The 23,496-nt window shown below is 63.9% G+C and carries 24 protein-coding genes and 1 pseudogene; 9 read left to right on the forward strand and 16 right to left on the reverse strand.

Annotated elements, in window-relative coordinates:
• The 8 genes and pseudogenes from AC1D2E_RS16990 to AC1D2E_RS17025 form a co-directional block, all read right to left on the reverse strand.
• Positions 1-174, reverse strand: a pseudogene (locus AC1D2E_RS16990) (alkylphosphonate utilization protein); the annotation flags it as partial.
• A gap of 78 nt (positions 175-252) precedes the next feature.
• Entirely contained in the window at positions 253-2,526 is a 2,274-nt protein-coding gene (locus AC1D2E_RS16995; protein ID WP_478198464.1) for a xanthine dehydrogenase family protein molybdopterin-binding subunit, read from the reverse strand.
• A gap of 17 nt (positions 2,527-2,543) precedes the next feature.
• Complete coding sequence (locus AC1D2E_RS17000; RefSeq protein WP_478198465.1) at positions 2,544-3,020, reverse strand: (2Fe-2S)-binding protein; 477 nt, start codon at positions 3,018-3,020, stop codon at positions 2,544-2,546.
• A gap of 73 nt (positions 3,021-3,093) precedes the next feature.
• Positions 3,094-3,666: a TetR/AcrR family transcriptional regulator gene (locus AC1D2E_RS17005; protein WP_478198466.1), complete on the reverse strand. Its 573-nt coding sequence runs from the start codon at positions 3,664-3,666 to the stop codon at positions 3,094-3,096.
• Between the two features lie 296 nt (positions 3,667-3,962).
• Positions 3,963-5,498, reverse strand: coding sequence for a DUF1254 domain-containing protein (locus AC1D2E_RS17010; protein WP_478198467.1), 1,536 nt, complete (start codon positions 5,496-5,498; stop codon positions 3,963-3,965).
• 181 nt (positions 5,499-5,679) lie between these two features.
• A complete protein-coding gene (locus AC1D2E_RS17015; RefSeq protein ID WP_478198468.1) occupies positions 5,680-6,093 on the reverse strand; it encodes a carboxymuconolactone decarboxylase family protein in 414 nt (137 codons plus the stop codon).
• 47 nt (positions 6,094-6,140) lie between these two features.
• On the reverse strand, positions 6,141-7,433 hold the full coding sequence (locus tag AC1D2E_RS17020) for an MFS transporter (RefSeq protein WP_478198469.1): 1,293 nt from the start codon (positions 7,431-7,433) through the stop codon (positions 6,141-6,143).
• 77 nt (positions 7,434-7,510) lie between these two features.
• On the reverse strand, positions 7,511-8,566 hold the full coding sequence (locus AC1D2E_RS17025; protein WP_478198470.1) for a beta-keto acid cleavage family enzyme: 1,056 nt from the start codon (positions 8,564-8,566) through the stop codon (positions 7,511-7,513).
• A 150-nt stretch (positions 8,567-8,716) separates the two neighbouring features.
• Between AC1D2E_RS17025 and AC1D2E_RS17030 the strand changes: the two genes are divergently transcribed.
• A complete protein-coding gene (locus AC1D2E_RS17030) occupies positions 8,717-9,736 on the forward strand; it encodes an AraC family transcriptional regulator (RefSeq protein WP_478198471.1) in 1,020 nt (339 codons plus the stop codon).
• A gap of 98 nt (positions 9,737-9,834) precedes the next feature.
• Here the strand turns inward: AC1D2E_RS17030 and radA are convergent, their stop codons facing one another.
• Complete coding sequence (gene radA / locus AC1D2E_RS17035; protein WP_478198472.1) at positions 9,835-11,226, reverse strand: DNA repair protein RadA; 1,392 nt, start codon at positions 11,224-11,226, stop codon at positions 9,835-9,837.
• Between the two features lie 215 nt (positions 11,227-11,441).
• Between radA and AC1D2E_RS17040 the strand changes: the two genes are divergently transcribed.
• The 4 genes from AC1D2E_RS17040 (at position 11,442) to AC1D2E_RS17055 (ending at position 12,942) form a co-directional block, all read left to right on the forward strand.
• A complete protein-coding gene (locus AC1D2E_RS17040; RefSeq protein ID WP_478198473.1) occupies positions 11,442-11,711 on the forward strand; it encodes a hypothetical protein in 270 nt (89 codons plus the stop codon).
• A gap of 32 nt (positions 11,712-11,743) precedes the next feature.
• Positions 11,744-12,139 carry an MAPEG family protein gene (locus AC1D2E_RS17045; protein ID WP_478198474.1) on the forward strand — a complete coding sequence of 132 codons (396 nt, stop codon included), beginning with the start codon at positions 11,744-11,746 and terminating at the stop codon, positions 12,137-12,139.
• An 82-nt stretch (positions 12,140-12,221) separates the two neighbouring features.
• The gene (locus AC1D2E_RS17050; protein ID WP_478198475.1) at positions 12,222-12,389 is read left to right on the forward strand and encodes a hypothetical protein; all 168 of its coding nucleotides are present in this window, start codon (positions 12,222-12,224) and stop codon (positions 12,387-12,389) included.
• A gap of 139 nt (positions 12,390-12,528) precedes the next feature.
• Positions 12,529-12,942 (forward strand): hypothetical protein, encoded by a 414-nt coding sequence (locus AC1D2E_RS17055; RefSeq protein ID WP_478198476.1) that lies wholly within the window; start codon positions 12,529-12,531, stop codon positions 12,940-12,942.
• Positions 12,943-13,187: 245 nt separating this feature from the next.
• Here AC1D2E_RS17055 and AC1D2E_RS17060 read toward each other — a convergent pair whose 3' ends face one another.
• Together AC1D2E_RS17060 and AC1D2E_RS17065 are read right to left on the reverse strand one after the other, a co-directional pair.
• Positions 13,188-14,045 (reverse strand): ABC transporter substrate-binding protein, encoded by an 858-nt coding sequence (locus AC1D2E_RS17060; RefSeq protein ID WP_478198477.1) that lies wholly within the window; start codon positions 14,043-14,045, stop codon positions 13,188-13,190.
• A gap of 474 nt (positions 14,046-14,519) precedes the next feature.
• Positions 14,520-15,179: a LysE family translocator gene (locus AC1D2E_RS17065; protein ID WP_478198478.1), complete on the reverse strand. Its 660-nt coding sequence runs from the start codon at positions 15,177-15,179 to the stop codon at positions 14,520-14,522.
• 382 nt (positions 15,180-15,561) lie between these two features.
• On the opposite strand from AC1D2E_RS17065, the gene AC1D2E_RS17070 reads away from it, so the two are divergent.
• Positions 15,562-16,077 (forward strand): Rieske (2Fe-2S) protein, encoded by a 516-nt coding sequence (locus AC1D2E_RS17070; protein WP_478198479.1) that lies wholly within the window; start codon positions 15,562-15,564, stop codon positions 16,075-16,077.
• A gap of 249 nt (positions 16,078-16,326) precedes the next feature.
• Here AC1D2E_RS17070 and AC1D2E_RS17075 read toward each other — a convergent pair whose 3' ends face one another.
• From AC1D2E_RS17075 to AC1D2E_RS17090, 4 genes are all read right to left on the reverse strand, one after another.
• On the reverse strand, positions 16,327-17,292 hold the full coding sequence (locus AC1D2E_RS17075) for a Bug family tripartite tricarboxylate transporter substrate binding protein (RefSeq protein ID WP_478198480.1): 966 nt from the start codon (positions 17,290-17,292) through the stop codon (positions 16,327-16,329).
• Positions 17,293-17,328: 36 nt separating this feature from the next.
• Positions 17,329-18,225 carry an MBL fold metallo-hydrolase gene (locus AC1D2E_RS17080; protein WP_478198481.1) on the reverse strand — a complete coding sequence of 299 codons (897 nt, stop codon included), beginning with the start codon at positions 18,223-18,225 and terminating at the stop codon, positions 17,329-17,331.
• A gap of 70 nt (positions 18,226-18,295) precedes the next feature.
• Positions 18,296-19,288 (reverse strand): Bug family tripartite tricarboxylate transporter substrate binding protein, encoded by a 993-nt coding sequence (locus tag AC1D2E_RS17085; RefSeq protein WP_478198482.1) that lies wholly within the window; start codon positions 19,286-19,288, stop codon positions 18,296-18,298.
• Entirely contained in the window at positions 19,285-19,806 is a 522-nt protein-coding gene (locus tag AC1D2E_RS17090) for a 2,4'-dihydroxyacetophenone dioxygenase family protein (protein ID WP_478198483.1), read from the reverse strand. Before AC1D2E_RS17090 ends, AC1D2E_RS17085 begins: the two co-directional genes overlap by 4 nt.
• Before the next feature lie 146 nt (positions 19,807-19,952).
• Here AC1D2E_RS17090 and AC1D2E_RS17095 point away from each other — a divergent pair, with 146 nt between their 5' ends.
• Entirely contained in the window at positions 19,953-20,960 is a 1,008-nt protein-coding gene (locus tag AC1D2E_RS17095) for a LacI family DNA-binding transcriptional regulator (RefSeq protein WP_478198484.1), read from the forward strand.
• 21 nt (positions 20,961-20,981) lie between these two features.
• On the opposite strand, the gene AC1D2E_RS17100 is transcribed toward AC1D2E_RS17095, so the two are convergent.
• Entirely contained in the window at positions 20,982-21,425 is a 444-nt protein-coding gene (locus tag AC1D2E_RS17100) for a nuclear transport factor 2 family protein (protein WP_478198485.1), read from the reverse strand.
• Positions 21,426-21,630: 205 nt separating this feature from the next.
• Here AC1D2E_RS17100 and AC1D2E_RS17105 point away from each other — a divergent pair, with 205 nt between their 5' ends.
• Both AC1D2E_RS17105 and AC1D2E_RS17110 read left to right on the forward strand, forming a co-directional pair.
• The gene (locus tag AC1D2E_RS17105; protein WP_478198486.1) at positions 21,631-22,425 is read left to right on the forward strand and encodes an SDR family NAD(P)-dependent oxidoreductase; all 795 of its coding nucleotides are present in this window, start codon (positions 21,631-21,633) and stop codon (positions 22,423-22,425) included.
• 222 nt (positions 22,426-22,647) lie between these two features.
• Positions 22,648-23,460, forward strand: coding sequence for a class I SAM-dependent methyltransferase (locus tag AC1D2E_RS17110; protein ID WP_478198487.1), 813 nt, complete (start codon positions 22,648-22,650; stop codon positions 23,458-23,460).
• Positions 23,461-23,496: the final 36 nt, after the last annotated feature.

The raw sequence follows: 23,496 nt of genomic DNA on the forward strand, positions 1-23,496 counted from the left end.
GTTCAGCACATTGCCGACCGAGTCCTTGATCACTTTTTTGCTGTCATCGGCCGCACCCTCGGCGGCGGCAGCCACCGCGGGCCATTCGTGGCCGCATTCGGGGCAGACCAGGTTCAGGCCGTCCTCGTAGGTGTATTCAGAATTGCATTGGGGACAGGGCGCTAGGGTGCTCACGGCAGAAGGTCTTTTTCGTATCGGGTTGGGGGGCGTGGATCATAGGTTCTTTGATCGCGCCGCCCCCCCGCTATCCCCTCAAGCCAGCTTGAAAGGCAGCTCCCGCACCGGCTTGCCCGTGATCGCCGCCACCGCATTCGCAAACGCCGGCGCGAGCGGCGGCAGCCCCGGCTCGCCCATGCCCGTAGGCGCATCCGCACTGGGCACCGTGTACACCGCAATCTGCGGCATGTCCGTGATGCGGGGCACCACGAAGTCCCCAAAATTGCTCTGCTGCACCACCCCGTCCTTCAGCGTGATCGCCGCGCCGGGCAGGCACATCGACAGGCCCATCACCGCCGCACCCTGCACCTGCGCTTCCACGCTTTTCGGGTTGACCACCAGGTTGCAGTGCACGCCCGCAGTCACGTTGTGCAGCGTGGGCGTGCCGTCCTTCACCGAGGCTTCGACCACATACGCCACCACCGAGTTGAAAGACTCGTGCACCGCCACGCCCCAGGCCCGGCCCGCTTCGAGCTTCTTCTTGCCGTAGCCGGACTTGTCCACGGCGAGCTGCAGCGCCGCCTTGTGCCGCGGGTGCTGGTCGCCAATGAGCTTCATGCGGTAGGCCACCGGGTCCTGCTTGGTCGTACGGGCGATCTCGTCGAGCAGCGTCTCCATGACGAAGGCGGTGTGGGTCGAGCCCACGCTGCGCCACCACAGCACCGGCACGTTGAGCTTGGGGTGGTGCACCGTGAGCCGCATCGGCAGCGCGTACGGCTCCTTCATGCCCTCGACGGCGGTGCCGTCGATGCCGTCCTTGACCATCATCGGCTCGAACATGCTGCCCATCAGCAGCGACTGGCCGACGATGACGTGGTCCCAGCCCGTGACCTTGCCTTGCGCATCGAAGCCGATTTTCGCGGTGTGCAGATGCATTGGACGGTAGTAGCCGCCCTTGATGTCGTCTTCGCGGCTCCACAGCGTGCGGATCGGCGCCTTGATGCCCGCCGCCTGCGCGGCCTTGACGACGGTGCAGGCCTCGACCACGAAGTCGCTGGTCAGCAAGCCGCGACGGCCGAAGCCGCCGCCCGCCATCTGCACGTTGACCTTGACGTTCTCGGGCGGCACGCCCAGCACCTTCGCGGCCGCCATGCCGTCGATGCCCGGCATCTGCGTGCCGGTCCACACTTCGGCCTTGCCGCCGGCCAGGCTCACGGTGCAGTTGAGCGGCTCCATCGGCGCGTGCGCGAGGTAGGGGAAGACGAACTCGGCGTTGATCTTGTGCGGCGCGTCGGCGAGCTTCGAGACATCGGCGTCGTACTTGCGCTTGCCCGGCTGGGTCGCGAGCTCGCGGTACTGCACCAACTGCTTCTCGCTGTCGACCTTCTCGACCGCGCTGGTGTCCCATTCGATCTTGAGCGCATCGCGGCCCTGCTTGGCGGCCCAGTAGCCATCGGCGACCACGGCCACGCCTTCGGCGCCGCGGTCGAGCGGCACGCGCAGCACGGCCTTGACGCCCTTGACCGCCTTCGCCGCGCTGTCGTCCACCGACTTGAGCTTGGCCCCGAACACCGGCGGATGCGACACCACGGCGGTCAGCATGCCGGGCAGCGCCATGTCGATGCCGTAGCTCTGGTGGCCGCTGGACTTGGCCTGCGCATCGAGCCGGCCGGTGGGCTTGCCGATGAGGCGGAAGTCCTTCGGGTCCTTGAGCTTGACCGCGTCGGGCACCGGCAGCTTCATCGCCGCTTCGGCCAGTTCGCCATAGCTGAGCTTCTTGCCGCCGGGGCCGATGACGACGCCGTCGCGCGTCTGCAGCGTCGCGGCATCGACCTTCCACTTGGCGGCCGCCGCGCCGACCAGCATGGCGCGCGTGCGGGCGCCGAGTTCGCGGTACTGCGTGTACGAGTTCTTGATCGAGCCCGAGCCGCCCGTGATGTGCATGCCGAACATGGGATCGACATACGCCGGGTCATTGCTGCCGTGCACGCTCTTGACCTTCGACCAGTCGGCGTCGAGTTCTTCGGCCAGGATCATCGGCAGGCCGGTCTGCACGCCCTGGCCGAAGTCGAGCCGGTTGATGGTGATGGTGGTGGTGCCGTCGCGGTCGATGCGCACGAAGGCCGACGGCTGCTGCAGCGGCTTCAGGCCTGCGGGCTTGGCCGGTGCTGCGCCGGGTGCGGCCGCCGCGCCCTTGTCCTGCGCCAGCACGGCCGCCGGGAAGACGCCGAGCGCGAAGCCGCCCGCCGCCGTGAGCTTGAGGAAGCTGCGGCGCGGGAGGCCTTGGGGTTCGGCGTCTTCATCGTCGCGCGTCGTCATCAGGGCGCGCAGGTTGGCGGGCARCTCGAAAGTGATCGGGTCGAACTTCATGGTGATCCCCTTGTTCTTCAAGCCAGGGCCTTGGCGGCGTCGGCGACGGCGGCGCGGATGCGCGCGTAGGTGCCGCAGCGGCAGATGTTGCCGGCCATGGCCGAATCGATGTCGGCAGCGCTGGGCTGCTTGCCGGGCGCGACCGTCTTGAGGAAAGCGGTGGCCGACATGATCTGCCCGCTCTGACAGTAGCCGCACTGCGCCACGTCATGCTTGACCCAGGCGTCGTGAACGGCCTTGCCGACCTTGTCGCCGCCGTCGGTGACCGCTTCGATGGTGGTGATCTTCTGGCCCGCCGCGGCCGAGATCGGCGTCACGCACGAGCGGATCGGCTGGCCATTGAGATGCACCGTGCAGGCGCCGCACAGCGCCGCGCCGCAGCCGAACTTGGTGCCGGTCATGCCGAGCGTGTCGCGCAGGGCCCAGAGGATCGGGGTGGAGGGATCGGCATCGACCTGCCGGTCCTTGCCGTTGATGTGGAGGGTGGTGGTCATGGTGGGGCTCTCTCTTGGATGAATATTAGTTCGGCCAAACAATAGACCTGTGGCCTTGGCAGGTCAAGCGGTTTCAGGCTTTGATGCCGTCCCAGCAGAGCCCGAAGGCCATCGCCAGGTTGGCGTCGGTGCGCTTGAGCGCACCGGAGCGCAGCAGGTTGGCGGTCTCGCGCACCGAGCCGCCGAAGCTGTTGATCAGCAGCACGGTGGGCACGTCTTTCAATATCTGCTGCGCCTTGGCGCTCTCGATCAGGTCGATCCAACCCTTGATGAGCCGGGCCGAGAGGTTGCGGCTCTCTTCACTGAACCAGGGGGAGTTGTAGTACTGCTCGATGAACACGACCTGCGCATAGTGCGTGAGGCGGTGCTCGAGCCAGTTCATCCACATGTGCTGGAAGCGGCTACGAAACGGCGCCTTCGGGTCGTCGCCCTGCAGGAGGCTGGCGGTGGTCGCCGTCTTGGCCTGCTCGTAGAGCGCGACCATCAGCTCTTCCTTCGACTTGAAGTAGACGTACAGCGTGCCCGTGGCCAGCCCCGCCTCGCGCGCGATGGCCGCCATGGTCAGCCCGCTCAGGCCGGTCTGCTCGACCAGCGTGAAGGTGGCCTCGGCGATGGCGCGGAGCTTTTCTTCGTCCTTGGGTTTCACGGGGCGATCTTAATGCTTCCCGGGATTTTCGTGAACAATTATTCACTCAAAGGTGCCAGGGAGAGGGCGCGCGGCAAGCAGATGTTGCAGTCTGCTGCTTTCCCCCTGCAGCAATTCAGCCGAGAAATTTGAAACTTCGCGGGCCTCCGGATCGCGTGGATCGCAGGCCTCGCCTGGTCCTGGTGGTGGTTGGCGCCCCGATGTGCCAGGGGTTGGCCTGAAGTGCCAATGCCGATCCCAAGCAAGAAGCCATCGACCCCCGAGTCACTTTCGACCGGGGGTGGTTATTCTTGGCGCTACGACACCTCTGCCACCCTCGGAACCTTCCAACTGCCGTCAATGATGGACGGTCGCTGCTCGTTCGGCCAGTACATGCGCAACATCAGGATGAAATTGTCCTTGGGTGCGGGCAGCCAGTTCGATTCTTTGTCGGTGCCCGGGGATTCGTTCTGGATGTAGAGATCGATGGACCCATCGGGGTTGGTCTTGAACTTGCTGCGCTGGCTCACTGTGTAGCGATTGAGCGGATTCACGACGAAAAAGTACTTGTCGTTGTACATCGTCAGCGACCAGAAGCCTTTGACGGGGGGCAACTCTCCCTTGTTGAAGCGCATGACGTACTTCTTGTCGCCGCTGAATTTCTTCAGGATGTCCGGGCCTTCGGAGAACGGATAGATCGCGTCCTGCGGACGGTTCGCACCCAGACCGATCCAGGTGACCAGCGCCCGTTGCCTGTACTGCGTGCCATACAAGCCCGTCTTGGTCGAAAAGAACCAGCCATCCTCGAGCTTGGCATCGCCGGCCAGCAGCCCCTCCTTCTGCCAGGCAATGATCTTGTCCTGCGCCGGCTTGGGCGAGGCCGCGATGCCCTTGACGGCAGCCGGATCGAGCTTGGAAGGGTCGAAGTCCTGGCCGGGGACGATTCCGATGGTGGCGAGCTTCGCGACCATGGGCGCGTCCTCGGCTGTGGGAGGGTTGGTCTTCAGGAGTTGCGCGAAGAGCTTGAAGAAGGCCATCGCGTCCATGGCATTGACCTGCTCGCGCACGGGCGTCTTGGTGTCGATGCTCGGATCGATGACACCCGCGGGCGGCGTGTACGGCTTGCCGTACGAGCTCAACGGCACAGCCGAGACCTTGTCCTGCGCCGCGTGGACCAGCCTGTAGTCCTCCGGCGTGCCGGTGCAGTAGATACGGCCGAGGATCCAGACCAAGCCTGTGGACGACTTGTACTCGGTCACGCCGGGCGGAAGCGTGCCCTTCCAGCCGGGGCCGGTGATCGCGTACTTCTGCGGACCCGTTCCCGTCGTGCGCTTGCCGGGATCCTGAAAGACATTGGTCCAGCCATCGAGCATCGGGAACAGGAAATAGCGGCCCTTCATGTCCGGGACGCTCACGATCCACGGTTCCCTGGAAACATCCAACCACGCAACCGTGTAGAGGGTGTCGGCATTGGGCGCCGTGACCGACGTGAACGACGGATCGGGATACGTGCGCAACCTCGCGAACTGCCCCATCGGCGCACCGCGATGTCCTTCGTCCTTGGTGACGTTGGTGCTCACGCGCCGCGTCAGTTCCATCGTGACCAGCGGATAGGCGTACATGTAGGCGTCGATCGCCGTCTCCCGCGCTTCCCTCTCCTTGAACGGCGCTTCCAGCGCACTCGCGCCTTTATCGGCCGTCTGGGCCAATTTTGCTTCCTGCTGACTCCCGCATGACGCGAGCATCGTTAGGGCAACTGCAGTCGCGGCAATGGACGCAAAAAGACTACGCTTCATTTTCCACCTCCAGATCCGCCGCACCGATAGTGGGCAGTGTTGAGTCAAAACCAGCACCTGCGCGAGTTCGCATCGGTCATGCGACCTACCAGCACGCGAGCAACCTTTATTCTTGATCCGTCAGCATGGCCGGCATATCCCGGGCGCCACGTATCTCCACGTACGTGGAGCCCGCGAAAGCAACCCATGCGAAGCCATCGCTCATGGCGGAAATTTTCTCGTGCGACGGGCACGGCGACTACTGCGCATGGGTTGCCTGAGCGCTGCTTGCCCTGGCCTGTTCGATGGCTGCCAGTTCCTCCAGCAGGATCGGCGCCCCCAGGCTGCTGGTATGGATGCCGAGCACGCTGACCGCCTGCAGCACGGCAGTGATCTCTTGCGGGGTGGCGCCCAGTTCGAGGGCCTTGCGGATGTGACGGCGCGTGCCCGGCGCGTACATATGGGTGCACGACGCATCGACCGCGATGGCGATGAATTCCAGCACCTTCGGCTCGAGCACGCCCGACATGATCGGGTGCATGCCCATTGCCATGAATTTCTCGGTCCACAGCGGATCGAGTTCCGCAAAGGAATCCCAGGCCGGATTCCACTTCCCGGTCGCGCGCAATTGGTCGCAGATCGGGGTGGTGCTGCGGTTTGTCTCGTTGCTCATTTCTTCGTTTCCTTGATGTTGTCGAATCGTCGAATGGGGCGGCGCATTCAGTGCGCCAGCGTCGGGCGCGCCGACAGGTCGAGCTGCGCACGGCCCAGGCGCACCTGGCGCGCGGCGAGCCAGAACAACAGCCCGGCGCCGATGGCCAGGATGTCGGTCCCGAGCAGCACCGAGGTCAATGCATGGGCGCTGCCGGCCTCGACCAGGTGGTCGCTCACCATGCCGACCGCCACCGTCCCGATCGCGAGGGCGAACACATTGATCAGCAGCATCGTGACGCCCGCGACGGTCGAGCGCATCTGCGCCGGCGTCAAGCCCTGGATCATGGTGTTGGCCGGGCCGTAGAGCGCCAGCGGCAGGAAGAAGCCTGCGCACATGCCCGCATAGAACAGCGCCGACCCGGCCGGCGCGAAGCGGTAGGCGATCATCAACGGTGCGCACAGCACGATCAGCAGGGCCATGAAGCTTGCATGACCGCCCGGGAGGCGCTTGGCGAAGCGGTCGCTCAGCACGCCGCCGACCACCGCGCCGAGCACGCCGAACACGATCTGCAACGCGCCGATGGTCTTCGCGATGCCGGCCGCATCGAAGCCGCGCTCGCGCACCATCCACAGTTGGGCGAATGAGAAACCCGCGAACACCATGTGCACCAGCACGAAGCCGACGATGGCGAATTGCAAGGCACGGTTGTGCCCGACAACGCCAAGCACTGCGCGGACCTGGGCAACAAAGGGCTGGCCGCGTTGCGGGACCGAATTCTTTTCGCGCCCTTGTCCACGCTCCTCGCGCAGGAGGGCCAGCGGAACGGCGATCGCCGCCCCGACGATGCCGAGCACCGTGAAGGTCGAGCGCCAGCCGAGGCTCGCCCCCACCGTGCCGGCCAGCAGGAAGCTCAATCCGATGCCCAGCGGGATGCCCACGAAGAAGACGCCCATCGCCGTGCCCCGCCGTTTCTCGGAGAACAGTTCGGCCAGCAGGGCCACCGCGGCCGGCACCAGTGCCGCTTCGCCGCTGGCGACGAAGAAGCGCGCAACGGCCATCTGTTCGAAGCTCTGGGCATGTCCGGAAGCCCAGGTGCAGACGCTCCAGATCAGCACGCCGGCAGCGATGACCCGCGTCCGGCTGAAACGATCGGCCAGCGTGCCCATGAACATGGCCATGAAACCGAAGCTGAGCACCCAGACGGAGCCGACCAGAAATCCGTACTGCGCGTTGTTGAGTGCCAGATCCTTGATGACCTGCGGCGAAAAGCCCAACAGCATGTTGCGGTCGATGTGGGCGAGCACGTGAATGACCAGCAGCGATGCAAGGACCGCGTTGGGGCTTTTCTTCCAGAACATCATGTGTCTCCTTGGGGGATTCCGACTGGTGCAGGGACGGCCGCGATACGCTGCCGCGGCGATCCCTGCGTGTTGACTCAGGCGACCCTGCGCAGCTGCGTGCTGCGCTGTGCCGGCGCCCGGCTGGGCGGCATGCCCAGACGCTCGAGGGTCTCGTCGGCGGAATCCCACTGGGTGCCGATCTGGTAGATGCGGTGTGCGTCTTCGCCCGTCGCGATGTCCCGGTTGAGCTCGCGGGCAATGCGCACCATCTTCTCGATTTGCTGCACCGAGGTTGCGCGTTCGCCGTCGGGTCCGAAGAGCGTGTCCTCGATACCGACGCGCACATGCAGGCCCAGCGCGATGGCCATGGTGTTCATCGGCACCACGTTGCGATTCAGGGTTTCCAGCGTGAGCACGGCACCGTCGGGCGTGCGGCGGGCGAATTCGATCATGTCGGCCGGATTCAGCCCGGCTGCGCCGCCGCCGATGGCCACGTAGTTGAGGATCAGCGGGCCGGTGTAGGCGCCGCGCCGGATCAGGCGTTCAACCGTTTCCAGTTGCGTGAGGTGGCCCAGCATGAAATGCGGCTGGATGCCGTTGGCGACCAGGCGCCTGATGTGTTCGACATGCCAGGACGGATTGGACGGCACGATCATGTCGCGGTAGGCGGCCTGCAATGCCGGGTTGGTGAGCGAGGTTCCGGCGATGTCGGCCTCGGTCATCAATTCCATCACGTTCATCTGGCTCGTGTTGATCGCAACGGTCACCTGGTCGGGCCGCGGATTCAGTTCGGCCAGCATGTGGCGCGTGTCGTCGTTCATCCACTTGGCCGCCTGGCCCTCACCCTCCGGTGCAAAGGAGATCGAGCCGCCGACCTGCAGCACCATCTTCGGCACCGCTTCGCGCAGGCGGGCGATCATCTCGTTGAACTTGGACAGCCGCTTGCTGCCCTTGCCGTCTTCTTCGCGCACATGCACGTGGAGCACCGTGGCGCCGGCGTTGTAGCAATCGACGGCCTTCTGGACCTGCTGGTCCATCGTGACCGGAATATCGTCCGAGTCGCCGGGCACCCATTGCGGACCGTAGGGCGCGACCTGGATCACGAGTTTTTCCTGGTTTTCAGGCAGCAGGGAGTCGTCTAGGAAATGCATGGTTTGTCGTCCTCGGGGGTTGTCGGTTCGGAATGAATTTGCTCGGTGCATGGTTGCTGTGCGGGCCAGGGAAGTATCGAGATCGCATGGATTTCGGTTTGACAAAACGCGACAATGGTTTTGCATATCGCGACATCGCAGGAGCTCAGGATGGCCTACTTGCTTCGCAGCGCGAGCCTGACCAATTACGTCGAAGTCGCGCGATCGGTTGGCCTCGACCCCTACCGACAGTTGAGTGCTGCCGGCATCAACCGGTCGGTGCTGCTGGATCCGGACATCAAGATTCCGGCCGGGGCGGTGGGGCGTCTGCTGGAAGCGTCGGCGCAGGCGGCGGGCATCGATGATTTCGGCCTGCGCATGGCCGAAACCCGCGAACTCTCCAACCTCGGACCCCTTGGCTTCGTGGCGCGCGAAGAGCCGACGCTGCGCAAGACGCTCGAATCGATCGCGCACTACCTTCGACTGCAGAACGAGGCGGTCTTCCTGAGGGTCGAGGAGACGGAGGGCCTGGCCATCATTCGCGAAGACATGCTGGGTGGCTTTCCGGGCTCGGTGCGCCAGGCGACGCAACTCATGCTCGGCGTTCTGCACCGGATGCTGAGGATCATTGTCGGTGCGGACTGGAGGCCGCGCAGGATCTGCTTCACGCACAATGCGCCGGCCAGCCTCGCCGTACACACGCGGGTCTTCGGCTCGGCGATTGCATTCAACCAGGACTTCGACGGCATCGTGTGCCTGGCCTCGGACCTGGACGCCGCGATCCCGTCCTATGACCCGGTCATGGCGCATCAGACGCGCCAATACCTCGACGCGATGCTGGCGCAGTCCAATGCCAGCATGTCCGAAAAGGTCAGTGAACTGATCCTGGCGCTGCTTCCATCAGGCGCGTGCTCGGTGGAGCGGGTGGCGCAGCACCTCGGCGTGGAGCCCAGGACCGTGCAACGCCATCTCGCGCAAGGCGGAGAGAGCTATTCGTCGATCCTCGATGCGGTGCGCTCGGAGCTCGTGACGCGCTATGTGGAAAGCCGCGATCGCCCGCTGTCCGAAGTCGCGACGCTGCTGGGTTTCTCGTCCTCGAGCGCGTTCTCCCGATGGTTCGGGAGCCGCTTCGGCTGTAGCGTTTCGAAGTGGCGTCGCAGACCACCCGAGGGCGACGCGGCCGTTGCATAGGCATCGTCCGCCCGTCGCTCAACGGCTTGGATTCCCCGTTCGGATTTCCCGCTGGATGAGAGAACCGACATGCCGCAGGACAGGGAAAGCCGGGGGGCTTAATGCATCTGCCGCACGATATCCAAGGCCTCCTCGATCCGCTCCACCGCATGGATCGTCAGCCCCTCGATCTCCTTCGTGCCCTTGCGCGGCGCGTTGGCCTTCGGCACCACCGCCACGCTGAAGCCCAGCTTGGCCGCCTCGCGCAGCCGCTCCTGCCCGCGCGGCGCAGGCCGCACCTCGCCGGCCAGCCCCACTTCACCGAAGGCGATGAAGCCCTTGGGCAGCGGCTTGCCGCGCAGGCTCGACGCGATCGCGAGCATCACCGCCAGGTCGGCCGCGGGCTCGCTGATGCGCACCCCGCCCACCGCGTTGACGAACACGTCCTGGTCCATGCAGGCCACGCCCGCATGCCGGTGCAGCACCGCCAGCAGCATCGCCAGGCGATCGCGGTCGAGGCCCACCGACAGCCGCCGCGGGCTGGGGCCGCCGTTGTCGACCAGCGCCTGGATCTCGACCAGCATCGGCCGCGTGCCTTCGAGCGTGACCAGCACCACGCTGCCGGGCACCGGTTCGGCGTGCTGGCTCAAGAAGATGGCGCTCGGGTTGGTCACGCCCTTCAGGCCGCGCTCGGTCATCGCGAAGACGCCGATCTCGTTGACCGCGCCGAAGCGGTTCTTGATGGCCCGGACCAGGCGGAAGCTCGAATGCGTGTCGCCCTCGAAGTACAGCACCGTGTCGACCATGTGCTCCAGCACGCGCGGGCCGGCCAGCGCGCCCTCCTTGGTGACGTGGCCGACCAGCACGATGGCGGTGCCGCTGGCCTTGGCGAAGCGCGTGAGGTGCGCGGCGCACTCGCGCACCTGGGCCACCGAGCCCGGGGCCGAGGTGAGCTGGTCGGAGTACACGGTCTGTATCGAGTCGATGACCGCGATCGCCGGGCGGTGCGCGTCCAGCGTGGCGATGATCTTCTCCAGCTGGATCTCGGCCAGCACCTGCACCTGCGAATGGTCGAGGCCGAGCCGGCGCGAGCGCAAGGCCACCTGGGCGCCGCTTTCCTCGCCCGTGACGTAGAGCGCGTTGCGGCCGGCGTGCTGCAGCGCATCGACCGCCTGCAGCAGCAAGGTCGACTTGCCGATGCCCGGGTCGCCGCCGATCAAGGTCACGCCGCCGTCGACGATGCCGCCGCCCAGCACGCGGTCGAGCTCGTCGATGCCGGTCGGCGCGCGCGCGAAGTCGGTGGCTTCGATTTCGGAAAGGGTCGCGAGCTCGGCCGAGCCGGCCAGCGACGAGAACTGGGTGCCGAAGCGGTTGTTGGCAGCGCCGCCCGCGGGGCCGGCGACCTGTTCGATCAATGTGTTCCAGGCGCCGCAACTCGGGCATTTGCCGAGCCACTTGGGGCTGGTGCCGCCGCATTCGCTGCAGACGTAGAGGGTTTTTTCCTTGGCCATGGGGGGTGAGTGTAGGGAGGCTGGGCGCGCCGGCCGGCAGGTGATAGGTACAAACCCCGACGAGACGCGGACGCCCACGGCGCCTATCGTTCGCCCACGCCGAATCGCCGAGGGAAAGAGGAAGGCCGCTGTGTCACAGCGACGGAACGCGGCTTGGTCAGCGCTGCCGCGACCGGTTGGTTTCCGCTGACACCACTCGATCGAGGAGCATCGTCATGAACGGTTTCATGCTGGTCAGGCACAAGGTCAAGGACTTCACCGTCTGGAAGGCGGGCTACGACGCCCATTCGCCCAAGCGCGACGAGGCCGGGCTCACCGAAAAATACCTGCTGCGCAGCGTCGATGACGCCAACGAGGTCGTGCTGCTGTTCGAGGCGCAGGACGTCGCCCGGGCCAAGGCCTTCGCCGAATCCGCGGAGCTGCGCGAGACGATGCAGAAGGTCGGGGTGATCGACAAGCCGGACATCTACTTTCTCAACCGCTGAGCCGATCCACCCAGCCCCACAAGGACCTCGACATGACCAGCACCCTGACGCTCGTGATCTACATGGCCATCCTGACGTGGCTCACGCTGCTTCTCGCGAGCCTGATCCGGGTCAAGGGCTGGACGCCGTCCGGCACCATGATCGCGCTGAGCAACCGCGACAAGCTGCCCGAGGCCACGCCCTTCGCAGGACGCGCCGAGCGCGCCGCCCGCAACACGTTCGAGAACTTCGTGCTGTTCGCCGCGATCGCGCTGGTGGCGCACGCGTCGGGCGCCACCAGCCCGAGGATCGCCATGGGCGCGCAGATCTTCTTCTGGGCTCGGGTGCTGTACGTCCCGGTCTACTGCGCCGGCATCACCTATCTGCGCACGACGATCTGGGTGGTGAGCATCGTGGGGCTGGGGATGATGATCTCCGGCATCTTGTAGCCGGATCGAATTCCGCCACGGGTTCCACGGCGCGGGCAGCGCCCGTTGCCCCGCCCTGCGCATCGTCATCAAGGCGGGGGAGTTGGACGGACTGAAGCTCGGCTTCACGCGCGGCTATACCCAGTCGCAGGCCTTCAGCAATCACTTCGGGCTGAAGGCACTGATCCGCCCGGCCGGCAAGGAGCTTCGGTTCGATTGTCATCAGGCGGCTGCGGTGGGTGAGACAGGCGATTTGCGGTCCCGAAGGTGATCCCGAATGCATCGGTCTCGTTGTCCTACGGCCCCTCGGCCTGCAGGAGGACGCTACCGGTCAGGCACGGGCCGTATAAGAGTTTGTGGCTCGATCGAGCTTCGTCCTCGTTGATCGTCAACTTCCCGAGGAAACCCATATGAACGCGTCCACCACTCATTCGTCGCACTCCGCACCTCACGACGAGGACCTTGCCGAGCAGGCCCGTCCCGGCCACGGTGTTCCGTCGCAGGACCCGAACCCGGCGGCACAGATGCCGATGGAGCCCGCGGAAGCCGAGCGCGAGGCCAAGTCGGTGTTGACGGGTGGCGGCGTGGTGGGCGGTGCGGCCATCGGCGCCACCATCGGCGTCGTGGTGGGCGGCCCGGTGGGTGTGGTGGTAGGTGGCGCGCTGGGTGCCGTTGCCGGCGCATTGAGTGGCGTCGCCGCTGGCACCATGATGAGCGCGGAAGATTCGAGCAGCGCCGACCCAGCGCTCGAGGACAGTGCGCCTGCCATGGAATCTTCAGGAGTGATCACTCCAGGTCCCCAGCCGCCAAATAGCCAAACCTAGGCCCGAGAGGTGGACGTCAGCTTCGCGGCGGCGTTATGGGGTTGCTCGACTTCTGCCGCACGCGCGCCGGCGTCAGTGGGCCCGAAGGCGCCGTTCAGCACGTGGAATTTAGAGGCGCAAAGCCACATTGCGGGAGGCAGCTCACCTGGTCAGCGGGCTGGGCTGGCCCGGCCGCGGTCTCGGGCTGCGCGTCGAGGGCCAGAGCGACGCTGCATCAGCACAGCGCAGGAACATTCGACGCCTTGTTAATCGATGAGTTCGTCGGCGMCCATCAGCACGTTTTGCGGGATCGTGAGTCCTAGAGCCTTTGCAGCCTTCCGGTTGACGACTAGATTGAGCTTGGTCGCCTGCTCGAAGGCGATGTCGCCCGGCTTCGTACCCTTAAGGATCTTGTCCACCAGCGTCGCCGAGCGCCTGAACATCGCTGCAAAGTCACCTTGGTACGAGACCAGCCCACCGACGTCGAGATAGCTCTTGTGCCCCCAGACCGACGGCAGACGGTGCTTCAAACACAGCTCAGCCAGCCTGGCACGGTGCGTCCAGAAGGTGGCATCCGCGAGGATCGCGACGGCATCGACCCGGTCCCTTGCGATCGATGCGAACGCAGCGTCGAAGTCGTCCGGGCCGCGGGCTTCGAGGAGCACGACCGGCACCCCGAGCGTGTGTTCGTAGCTCGCGATGTCGTTGGCGATGGTCGTTCGCTGCGCCGTGTGCGGGTTGTAGAGCACGGCGAACTGGCGCGCGGAGGGCACGAAGTCCTTCAGCAGCTGAAGGCGCTTGGCAAGGATGCCGGAGAATGCCGCCGACACCCCGGTGAAATTGCGACCAGGACGGGCGAAGCTGGCGGCAAGTCCCATCTGAACCGGATCGTCCACCGCCACGGCAACGACGGGGAGGGAACTCGTGGCGTCCTTGGCCACCAACGCGGGGCCCGGGCCGGACGTGACGAGGACGTCGGGATCGAGTCGGATCAGCTCGGCCAGCAGCGCCGGCAGGCGTACCGGTTGCCCCTCGGCCCAGCGGAACTCGATGGTGAGGTTCAGGCCCTCGACATAGCCCAACTCGCGCATGCCGAGGCGGAACGGGTCGACCAAGTTGGTCATGGTGCCGGAGTCGGGAGCGGTGCCGCCCAGGAAGGCCAACCGGACCTTACGCGTCACGGGTTGCGCCAGCACAGCCTGTGGCGCCGCCGCGAGCGCAGCTGCCGTGCCTATGAGAGTTCGCCGTACGGGGTCGAACCGAGTTGTTGTCCAATGATGGGTCCGCATCGTGCAACTCCATTGACCATGACCGTGCTGGCCGGACGGCGTCCGCGGGAAGCCACGGTCAGGCCGCCCGGGGGCCACTCCAGTGGATGACACTACACCGATTTCGTGCTCACGGGGAGCATGTCAGCGCGCTGTCGAAAGCAGAGCTTCTCTTGGGAATGATCGTCGGAGGAGACGCCGAATGCCACCTGTACGACATGACCGATGAAAAGACTCCGCCGTCACGGTCGGGTGAATGCGGATGCGGAAAGCGGACTGTCGCAACTGACAGCTTTTGGCCGACACACGTCGTCGAACTTCGGATTGACCCTAGCTGGCGCTTCGGCGGTAGAACGCCAGCGAGCCMGCCARSGCCARCARCGCGSCGCCGCAGGAGCGGTCCAGCCAAAGGACTGCTCGCTGATGCAGCAGCCTTACGGCGCGCGCTCCGACCACCGCGTAGCCCAGCATGACAGCGAAGTCCAGCCCTGCGAACACCAGGCCAATCACGACGTACTGCGGCCATTGTGGCGTAGCTGCGTCGATGAACTGCGGCAGCAATGCCGAACAGAACAGGTACCCTTTTGGGTTGGTGACTGCGACCAGAAAGGACTTCGCGAAGACGCGTCCCGCTGCAGCATCGCTGATTTCCGCTTCCGATTGCGAAAGGTCCAGAGCTCCGTTTGAGCGCAACAGCCTGAGGCCAATCCACGCGAGGTAAGCCGCGCCGAACCATTTCAYGACGGAAAACCAGAACTCCGATGCAGCAAGCAAGGCGCCGAGACCCAGTGCGACGGCGCCGACCAGCACGAAGTCAGACATGACTGCGCCGAACATTCCGGGAAGGGACCGGCGCACGCCATAGCGTGACCCATTGGCCAGCGCCAGCAACACGGTCGGCCCTGGTGTTGCGATGGCCACCAAGGCGACCAACGCAAAGACCGAGAGGGTCGTGAGCTTCGTTGCGTGTGCGAGCAGTGGAACTTCCATACATCACCAGATTGTTCTTCGACCGCGAGGACCGTCAGCGGCCGCGGTTCGGGGCGGGGGGCAGTCCCGTGGAACGCACCATAGCTGAATGAGGCGTAGTCGGGAAGGGCCGGTTCTGGCCGGCCGATTGCGCAAGCCCATGCCGGATCGCACGAAACGCCGAGCTCGCTGCGAGCCAGGCGCGTTTGATCGTCACAGTTGCGCACTATATTTGATGGTGCCTGAGCGCTCGCAAAGACGATCAGTGCCGATGGCGGGCGAACAGAAAGGCGAGTAGTGTGGGACCATTCCTTTCATGGACGCGGACCCAGATCCAGTCCGAAAGTCTTCGTCTTGTCGCTGACTTCCTCGATACGAAGTGACCCCACGTCGCGTTCTGCTTGTGATCGCCTTCCTGGTCGCCACGGGCGCCTGGGTTGCCTTCGTGTACTGGATGACTGGGCAGGAAAGCAAGGAGGCGGTCTACCTGGACATCGACCTTGCGGAGATTCCGAAGGGCAGCCCAAGGTTTTACACCTTCCAACGTACACCTCTGGCCGTCGTGCGAACCACCGATGCGATGCTCGATGACCTTCAGGCGCAAACCACCTACACCTGGAACCAGCGTCCAATTGCGGCCGAGCGTCCATCGTTCTTCGTCTACTCCCTGGTGGGCCCGGCCRACGGATGCGAGGTCGAACACGTGCCCAAGGGCGCGGACCGCTACGCGCCGGTGCGCCCGTGGCAAGGCGGCTATCGCGACCCTTGCCGCTTTGGTGAATGGGACTACGCTGGCCGCTCGATCAAGCAGTACGCGGACCAGGACGCGCAGCTGCTGCGGATGGCCGATCTGGATGTTCCGGACTTCGAATTCAGGGAACACCACATCCTGCGCATTACCCGTGCCCCGAAGCGATAGGCGAGACCAGGGCTAAACATGCCTTCATGTCCCGGTCCTTCTTATCCGCCGCGCTGCTTCTCGCAGGCAGCGCGGGCCATGCCGACGGCACAGCTGCGAATGAGGCGCGTCGAACGTGGGTGCCTTTCAATGGCGCCAGAAGTGGCGGCGCTCCTTCGCTGCTCGCAACGACTCGCCCGCGGACATGGCTGCAATGCATTCAGGCTCCAGCTTCCGCTGCTGGAGTCGCCGAGCCTGTTCGTGGAGCGTCTACTCCGGCTTCACGTTGGCCGTTTCCGCCACCTTTTTCCATATCGCGATGTCTTCGCGCATGAGCTTGCGCAGCTCGTCGGGCGGGAGGTAGGCCGGCTGGACACCCAGGTCCAACAGGCGGTCGGCAGTTGCCTTTTCTTCGAGGGTGTCGCGAAGTGCAGCGGTCAGCTTGTTCACGATGGTTGGCGAGACGCCAGCAGGGGCGAGCAGCGTCCAGCTGAGCTCACTGCGAAAGTCAATGCCTTGTTCCGGATAGGTGCCCACTTCCGGCATGCTCGGCGAGCGGCTGCCACAAATTCCCAAGGCGCGAATCTTCCCGGACTTGACCAACGGAGATGCGGTTCCCATGTCCAGCACACCCACTCGGATGTGCCCTCCGAGCAGACCCGTCACGAGGTCACCTGAGGACTTGAATGGGATATGGTCCAGTCGCGCGCCCGCCTTTTGGACAAGCACCTCACCACAGAGATGACCCGTTGAGCCGTGACCCCATGTGCCGTACTGCAGGGGCTTGTCCTGACCCTTGGAGTTGGCGATGAGGTCCTTGAGGTTCTTCGCTGGAAAGTCAATGCTGGAGACGACCACGACCCCAGCTGTCCCGATTCTGCCAATTTGGCTGAAGTCGGTGACGGGGTCGTACGGAAGTTTTGCGTACACCGCCGGCGCAATGATGTGGGACGTCATTCCTCCCATGGTGATGGTGTACCCGTCGTTCGGCGACCTTGCCGCTTGAGCTGCGCCAATGGTGCCGCCTGCTCCGACGCGGTTGTCGACAAAGATTGAGCCGTTCAACTTCTTTGCCATGGACTCGGCAAGCATGCGGCCGATAGTGTCGCCGCCGCTACCGGCCGACAACGGCAGCAACAGTTTGATGGGCCTTGTTGGATAGTCGCTGGATTGCGCGCACGCGTGCCCGGCGTACGCCAGACCCAGCCCGAGAACGAGTGTGTACAGAGCCTTCAAGATATGTCTCCCGATGATTGGAACAGCACCAGGCGCCTAGCGCAGGTACTTGAACGTGAACCCGTGGTTGCACGAGTGGATGCGGCCGGCCGTAGGGGCCGGGAAGTGCATGGTGAGCAGCAGCGTGTCCGTGTCGGCAAACTGCTCTGCCAGCGTCTGGCGCGTGGCTCTCGCCAGCTCCGGATTCCAGTCTCCGGTGTTGATGAGCCCAGGCTCCAGGAAGATGATGGGGTGATGAAAGATGTCGCCAGTCATTACCCCGTGCTGGCCACCCTCCTTGACATTCACGGTGACATGCCCCGGCGTGTGTCCCTTCGCATCCTCAAGCCAGACGCCCTTTGCCAAGTCGCCTTCAACCAGGTGATTTGAGTCGACGAGCAACGCTTGGCCGGCCTCGACGACCGGCAAGACGCTGTCGACGAAGGAGCCTTGGTTGACGGGGAATTCGGGCTTCTTCTCGTGAAGGCGCAAGTAGTGTTCGAACTCCTGCTTCGCGAAGATGTACTTCGCATTGGGGAAGGTTGGCACCCATCTCCCATTGCTGAGCATCGTGTTCCATCCGACGTGGTCCGTATGAAGATGCGTGCATAGCACCATGTCGATGTCACCGGGGGTCAGACCCAGCCTGGCCAGATTGCTCAGGTACTCGTTCGACTTGAACATGTGCTGCCATTTGGCACGTGGTCGGTCCTTGTGATTGCCGTTGCACGCGTCCACCAGAATGTTCGCGGTTCCGGTGCGAATGAGGTAGCTGTGGAAGCTCAAGTTGAGCTTGAAGTCGCCCGAACTGATCAGGTTGGCCCCGAGCTCGGCCTGATGTCGCGCCGCGACTCCCGGCTCGATGTTGGGGTAGAGCCATGCTGGGTCGACCCAGAAGTTGTCGATTTCTACGACCCTGTCGACGCGGGTGTTTCCAAACTTGAGTTGCTTCATATCCGGCCTCTCACTGCAGCGCCATGGCTCGGTCAGCAACCTTGTCGGAGCTGACCGAGCCTGCGCTCTTCTAGACGTCCTGCTGCTTGACGCCAGCGTCACGCGTGATTTGGGCCCACTGTGCGGATTCCTTCTTGATGACCTGCCTGAAATCGTTGGGGCCGACGAACTGTGGAATGGCACCAAGCTCTTCGATGCGAGTCTTCACTGCGGGTGTTGCCATCGCTTTCTGAATCTCGGCAGAGATTGCGTTGACTGTGTCATCCGGGGTGCCCGGCGGCGCAACGATGCCCACCCAGAACTCCTTGGTCTCGTTGATGACCAGCCCCGACTCTTCGAATGTCGGGATGTCCTTCAGTGCGGGCGAACGGCTTCTCGACATCACGGCCAGCGGCTTGAGTTGGCCTCGCGCCGAGGAAATCAATGGAATCGCGCCCATCATGGCGTCGACCTGCCCGGCCATAAGCGCCTGAATGGCTGGCGCACTGCCGGTGTACGGGACGTGCAGCATTTCTTGGACACCGGACGCTCGCATGAACAGCATCGTTGCCGCGTGCCCGGTTGTTCCCACGCCCCACGTGGAGTACGACATCTGCTTGTCTTTTGCTAGCGCGATGAACTCCTTGAGATTCTTGACCTCGAGGTCCTTGCGCACTGCAAGGGCGAACGGCACGAAGGAGATGACCGCCACCGGCACGTGACCTTCCGGGTGGAAGTTCTTGTTGTTGAAGAAGTGCGGATAGACCGTGTGGGTGTCGCTGCTGGCGGCGAGCAGCGTCTGGCCGTCGCCCGGCGATTTGGTAAGAAGGGCCGAGGCGAGCGTCCCAGAAGCGCCCGGCTTGTTGTCGACGACGATGGGTTGGCCAAGGGAGGTGCCCATGGCGGTAGAAACCAAGCGAGCCAAGATGTCCGAGTTACCCCCCGCTTGGCCGGGTACAAGCAAGGTAATCGGCTTCTTCGCAGTCCACTTGGCTTGAGACCACGCCGAGGATGCGAAGGTCCCGAGGGTGATGGCGGCGCTTTGTGCGAGGAAATGTCTCCGAGTATTCATGGTGTCGCTCACTTGTTTGCGTGTGTTTGACGGTTCTTGAAGTCGGCGCCCTTGGGCGTGATGTAACCCGGAACCGGCAGTCCCTTGCTCTTCACGTAGCTGAGAATCCCGTCTTCGATGGCACCTGCGTCGCGGATGTCGAGAAAGGCCTCCCCATCGAAATTGATGTTGGCGCCGTACACCACCATGAAGCCCTCGGCAGCCTCCTTTGCGTCGTCGGGCACCGAGAAGGTGTGGATTGAACCTCCTGGTTCGTAGAGGTAGCTACCGGCGGCCTGGGGGTTTTGCGGGTACTCCACGTAGTTCCATTGCCCCTTCGTAGTGAAGAAGTGGACGGTGCCCGTGTGGAAGTGCTTGGGCAGCTTCGTGCCAGGCGCGAACTTCCCATACAAGACCCAAATGCCGTTCTCGCGGTCAAGGAACAGCGGAATGATTTCCGAACCGGGCGCAGCGCCGGGTACGTAGGTCGTGTCGTGGATGTTGACCGTCAACAGTTCTTCCTGCTTCGTGATGGATGTGGGGGTTGTCATTTGTGCTCCTGTTACTTAAGCTTCGCCTGGTGCAGAAACGTTTCCGCATCGTAGGTAGTAGGGGGTGTTGGATTCATTGGGGCTAACCCGAGGAGTCGAGCAGGCCGCTGGTTCTTGTAGAGTTTTGGGGTTGCAGAAAGGTTGAGATGTCAGCAGTCGGTATCCATGACGTCGCTCGATTGGCAGGCGTGTCTATCAGCACGGCGTCGCGAGCCCTCAATAAGACGGGTCGCGTCAGCGAGGAGACCATCAAGAAGGTCGGGGACGTGGCGGCGAAGCTGGGCTATCAACCCAATGCCATCGCGCGCACCATGCGGTCCAAGCAGAGTCATGCGGTCGGCATCATCGTTAGCGACATTTCGAATCCGTTCTATGGACGCCTGGTCAAGTCGCTCGAGCGGCGACTTTCCGAGCAGGGCTACGCACTGTTCGTTGCCAGTTCGAACAACGACATTGCCACCGAGGTCCAGCTGATTCGCTTTTTCAAGAGTCGCAAGGTCGACGGCATCATCCTTGGCCCTTGTCAAACGGATTCGGTGGCGCACGTCATCAATGAGGTCCGAGACATCTCGACAGTGCTCTTCGACCGTGATGGCGGGCGGCAACTGGGCGCAGTCAAGGTCGACCACTATCGAGGCACCACCGAAGCACTCGAGTACCTGATCGGGCTCGGGCACAAGCGCATCGCTTTGATGACCCCTGGTAGCCAGATTCAGCCCATCAGGGACCGGGTGCAGGCTTACCAGGACTGCTTGACTGCAGCTGGCCTGGCCTATGACCCAACCCTGATTTGCTTTGCCGATTCGTCGATGAACTTTCCGCCCGACCAAGCGGCTCGCATGATGACGCGCAAGGACCGGCCAACTGCGTTTCTGTGCCTCGGTACCCGAATCCTCGCCGGCGTGCTCGCCGCCATCAGGTCGGCCAAGTTGAGCATCCCCGGGAATGTGAGCATTGTCTCCATCGGCGACACAGAGTTCTCCGAGCTCCACAGTCCATCGATCACTGCGCTTGCATGGGACATCCGTTTGCTCTCGGATGAGATTTCGTCGATGCTGCTGAAAAGGATGCACAACGAGGCTCCAGAGGTTCACTCGGCGGTGGTCGACATGCGGCTGATCGAACGAGAATCGTGTGCGGCGCCCGCGGCTTGAAGAACCGGCCCGTCGCCGGAACTACAGCAACCCCAGGGCGATGAGCTTCAGGTCGGGCGACGTGTAGGGGCGCTCGCAAATAATCTTCGCGGAGCCGGTCCCGAACAGGAACGTTGCCGCCATTCGCACCTTGAACGACCTGCCGGTCGGCGGATAGGTCTTGTCGCGAACCTTGAACTCGCCCAAATGCGTGCCGATGAGGAAGAACTCCACGAGAACAGTGTTGCGCTCGTCGTCGGCGGCAATCGAAATGATTTCGTTGGCCTGGTCCGGAAAGGCCTGCCGCGAAGACTGGAAGTAGGCGCGAACCTGCGCCTCTCCGTCGTAGACATTGCCGTTCCCGTACATCTCGTAGCGCGGATGCTCGAACGTGTTGATGACGCCGTCCCAATCTTGGGTGCACTCGAGCGCCATGTGGTCACGCACCGTTTTCAGGCGCGCTTGTCGAAGTTCGTCTTTCGTCATGGGTATTTTTTCAGCGTTTGCGGAAACGTTTTCGCAATTCTGCGCTTCACACAAATTCTCGAAACTGGGGTTTACCCTTGATGCCGAGGTGCGTTCGTTTCTACTCGAAGCCATCGTCGCAGCGGATTGACGCTAGGGGTTAACCCGTTCTTCCGCGTTGCCCCAAGAGCGTACGATTGCGGAATCGTTTGCGCAATAGAAAGCCATGAAGCTCAAGGACAAGGTGGCCATCGTGACCGGGGCCGGGACATTCAAGAAGGAATTCACAGGCGTCGACCAGGTCGGAAACGGCACTGCATGTGCTTTGACCTTCGCCCGCGAAGGCGCGCTGGTTGTTTGCACTGACCGCTCTTTGGAAGCAGCTGAGCTCGCGGCGCGGCTCATCGAGGACGAGGGCGGAAAAGCCATCGCGATGGAGATGGACGTCACGGACTCCAAGCAGGTCGACGCAGTGGTCGCCGAAGTGGTGTCAATGCATCGGCGCGTCGACGTGCTGCACAACAACGTCGGCATCGAGATTCTGGGCGAGCTCGTGGACGTAAAGGACGAGGACTGGGACAAGGTGATGGACATCAACTTGCGCGGTGCGATGGCCACTGCAAGAGCCGTCATGCCGATCATGCGTGTTCAAAGGTCCGGCTCCATCATCAACGTATCGTCGACCGCCAGCCTGAAGTGGAGCCCGATGCAGTTCCTGTCATACAGCACTTCGAAAGCTGGACTGAACCACATGACCCGTGTCATCGCCAGGCAGTATGCATCCGACCAAGTCCGATGCAACTGCATCGTGCCAGGGATGATTCGGACTCCGCACGCGGATGCGCTCTACAAGACGGTGGATGAGGCAGCGGCAGGACACAAGTTCCGCGACTCGCGCTGTCCTATGGGTAGGCAGGGCACGCCATGGGAAATTGCAAAGGCAGCCCTGTTCTTGGCATCTGATGACTCGTCATACATCACAGGCATCCAACTCGTGGTAGACGGAGGCTCTAGCCTCTAGCCGAACGTGTACCGGCAACGGGTGACCTGCGCTCGACCGTCACGCAGGCGCCGATGGTCGCCCAGTATCAGGAACACGTGCCGGTGATCTCGCAGCGTCGAAACGATGGTCGGCGGGGCAGGACACGGCCATTCGGCCACGTTGACTTCGCGGTCCACGGCGCCCTAGCATCCGCCACGCACCGTCCATCGATGCGCACTGCCGCGCCAAAGGGGACTGCCGATGAACACCGCTTCTTCAACCTTCGTCGCCAGCGACGGCGATGCCTACGAAAAGCTCATGGGCCGCTGGAGCCGCCAGCTCGCCCTGCCCTTCCTGGACTTCGTCGACACCGCGGACGGCGACCGCGTGCTCGATGTCGGMTGCGGCACCGGCCACCTGGCCTTTGCGGTGACCCACCGCACCGGCGCCGGCGAAGTGCGCGGCGTCGACCTCGCCGAGCCCTACATCGCGCATGCCAGGCGCCACAACCAGGATCCGCGCATCGTCTTCGAAGTGGCCGACGCCTGTGCGCTGCCCTTCCCCGACCGGAGCTTCGACCGCGTGCTCTCGCTGCTGCTGCTGCACTTCGTTCCCGACGCGGACAAGGCGATTGCCGAGATGCGGCGGGTCGCGAAGCCCGGGAGCGTGGTCGGCGCAGCCGTGTGGGACGTGCGTGGCGGCTTCGTCTCCAACCGCATGTTCTTCGACACGGCTGCCGCGCTCGACCCGGCAGCGAGGGAGCGCCGCGCCCGCAACTTCACGCGGCCGATGACGCGGCCCGGCGAACTGGCCAAGGCGTGGCGCGCCGCCGGCTTCAAGGGCGTCGACGAGACGACGCTCGCCATCCGGATGGAGTTCGCTTCGTTCGCGGACTACTGGACGCCCTTCGAAGGCAAGGACGGGCCCGGTGCGGAATACATCGCCACGCTGAGCGAGGAAGCGCACGCCCGGCTGCGTGAAGCCGTCGAGTCCGCTTACCTCGACGGCGAGGCGGACGGCCCGCGCTCCTATGCCGCGCTGGCCTGGGCGGTCAAGGGCAAGGCGCCTGCGTAGCGTCTCTGGATCGCGCCCCGACATTCACCGCCCGCA

This window comes from Variovorax sp. P1_H2 (genome assembly GCF_056405295.1).

Bases quoted from the DNA above. Each gene is read 5' to 3' on its own strand.
- AC1D2E_RS17000 (WP_478198465.1), bottom strand. From the start codon at position 3,020: ATGACCACCACCCTCCACATCAACGGCAAGGACCGGCAGGTCGATGCC.
- AC1D2E_RS17015 (WP_478198468.1), bottom strand. From the start codon at position 6,093: ATGAGCAACGAGACAAACCGCAGCACCACCCCGATCTGCGACCAATTG.
- AC1D2E_RS17020 (WP_478198469.1), bottom strand. From the start codon at position 7,433: ATGTTCTGGAAGAAAAGCCCCAACGCGGTCCTTGCATCGCTGCTGGTC.
- AC1D2E_RS17025 (WP_478198470.1), bottom strand. From the start codon at position 8,566: ATGCATTTCCTAGACGACTCCCTGCTGCCTGAAAACCAGGAAAAACTC.
- AC1D2E_RS17030 (WP_478198471.1), top strand. From the start codon at position 8,717: ATGGCCTACTTGCTTCGCAGCGCGAGCCTGACCAATTACGTCGAAGTC.
- radA (WP_478198472.1), bottom strand. From the start codon at position 11,226: ATGGCCAAGGAAAAAACCCTCTACGTCTGCAGCGAATGCGGCGGCACC.
- AC1D2E_RS17040 (WP_478198473.1), top strand. From the start codon at position 11,442: ATGAACGGTTTCATGCTGGTCAGGCACAAGGTCAAGGACTTCACCGTC.
- AC1D2E_RS17045 (WP_478198474.1), top strand. From the start codon at position 11,744: ATGACCAGCACCCTGACGCTCGTGATCTACATGGCCATCCTGACGTGG.
- AC1D2E_RS17055 (WP_478198476.1), top strand. From the start codon at position 12,529: ATGAACGCGTCCACCACTCATTCGTCGCACTCCGCACCTCACGACGAG.
- AC1D2E_RS17080 (WP_478198481.1), bottom strand. From the start codon at position 18,225: ATGAAGCAACTCAAGTTTGGAAACACCCGCGTCGACAGGGTCGTAGAA.
- AC1D2E_RS17090 (WP_478198483.1), bottom strand. From the start codon at position 19,806: ATGACAACCCCCACATCCATCACGAAGCAGGAAGAACTGTTGACGGTC.
- AC1D2E_RS17095 (WP_478198484.1), top strand. From the start codon at position 19,953: ATGTCAGCAGTCGGTATCCATGACGTCGCTCGATTGGCAGGCGTGTCT.
- AC1D2E_RS17100 (WP_478198485.1), bottom strand. From the start codon at position 21,425: ATGACGAAAGACGAACTTCGACAAGCGCGCCTGAAAACGGTGCGTGAC.
- AC1D2E_RS17105 (WP_478198486.1), top strand. From the start codon at position 21,631: ATGAAGCTCAAGGACAAGGTGGCCATCGTGACCGGGGCCGGGACATTC.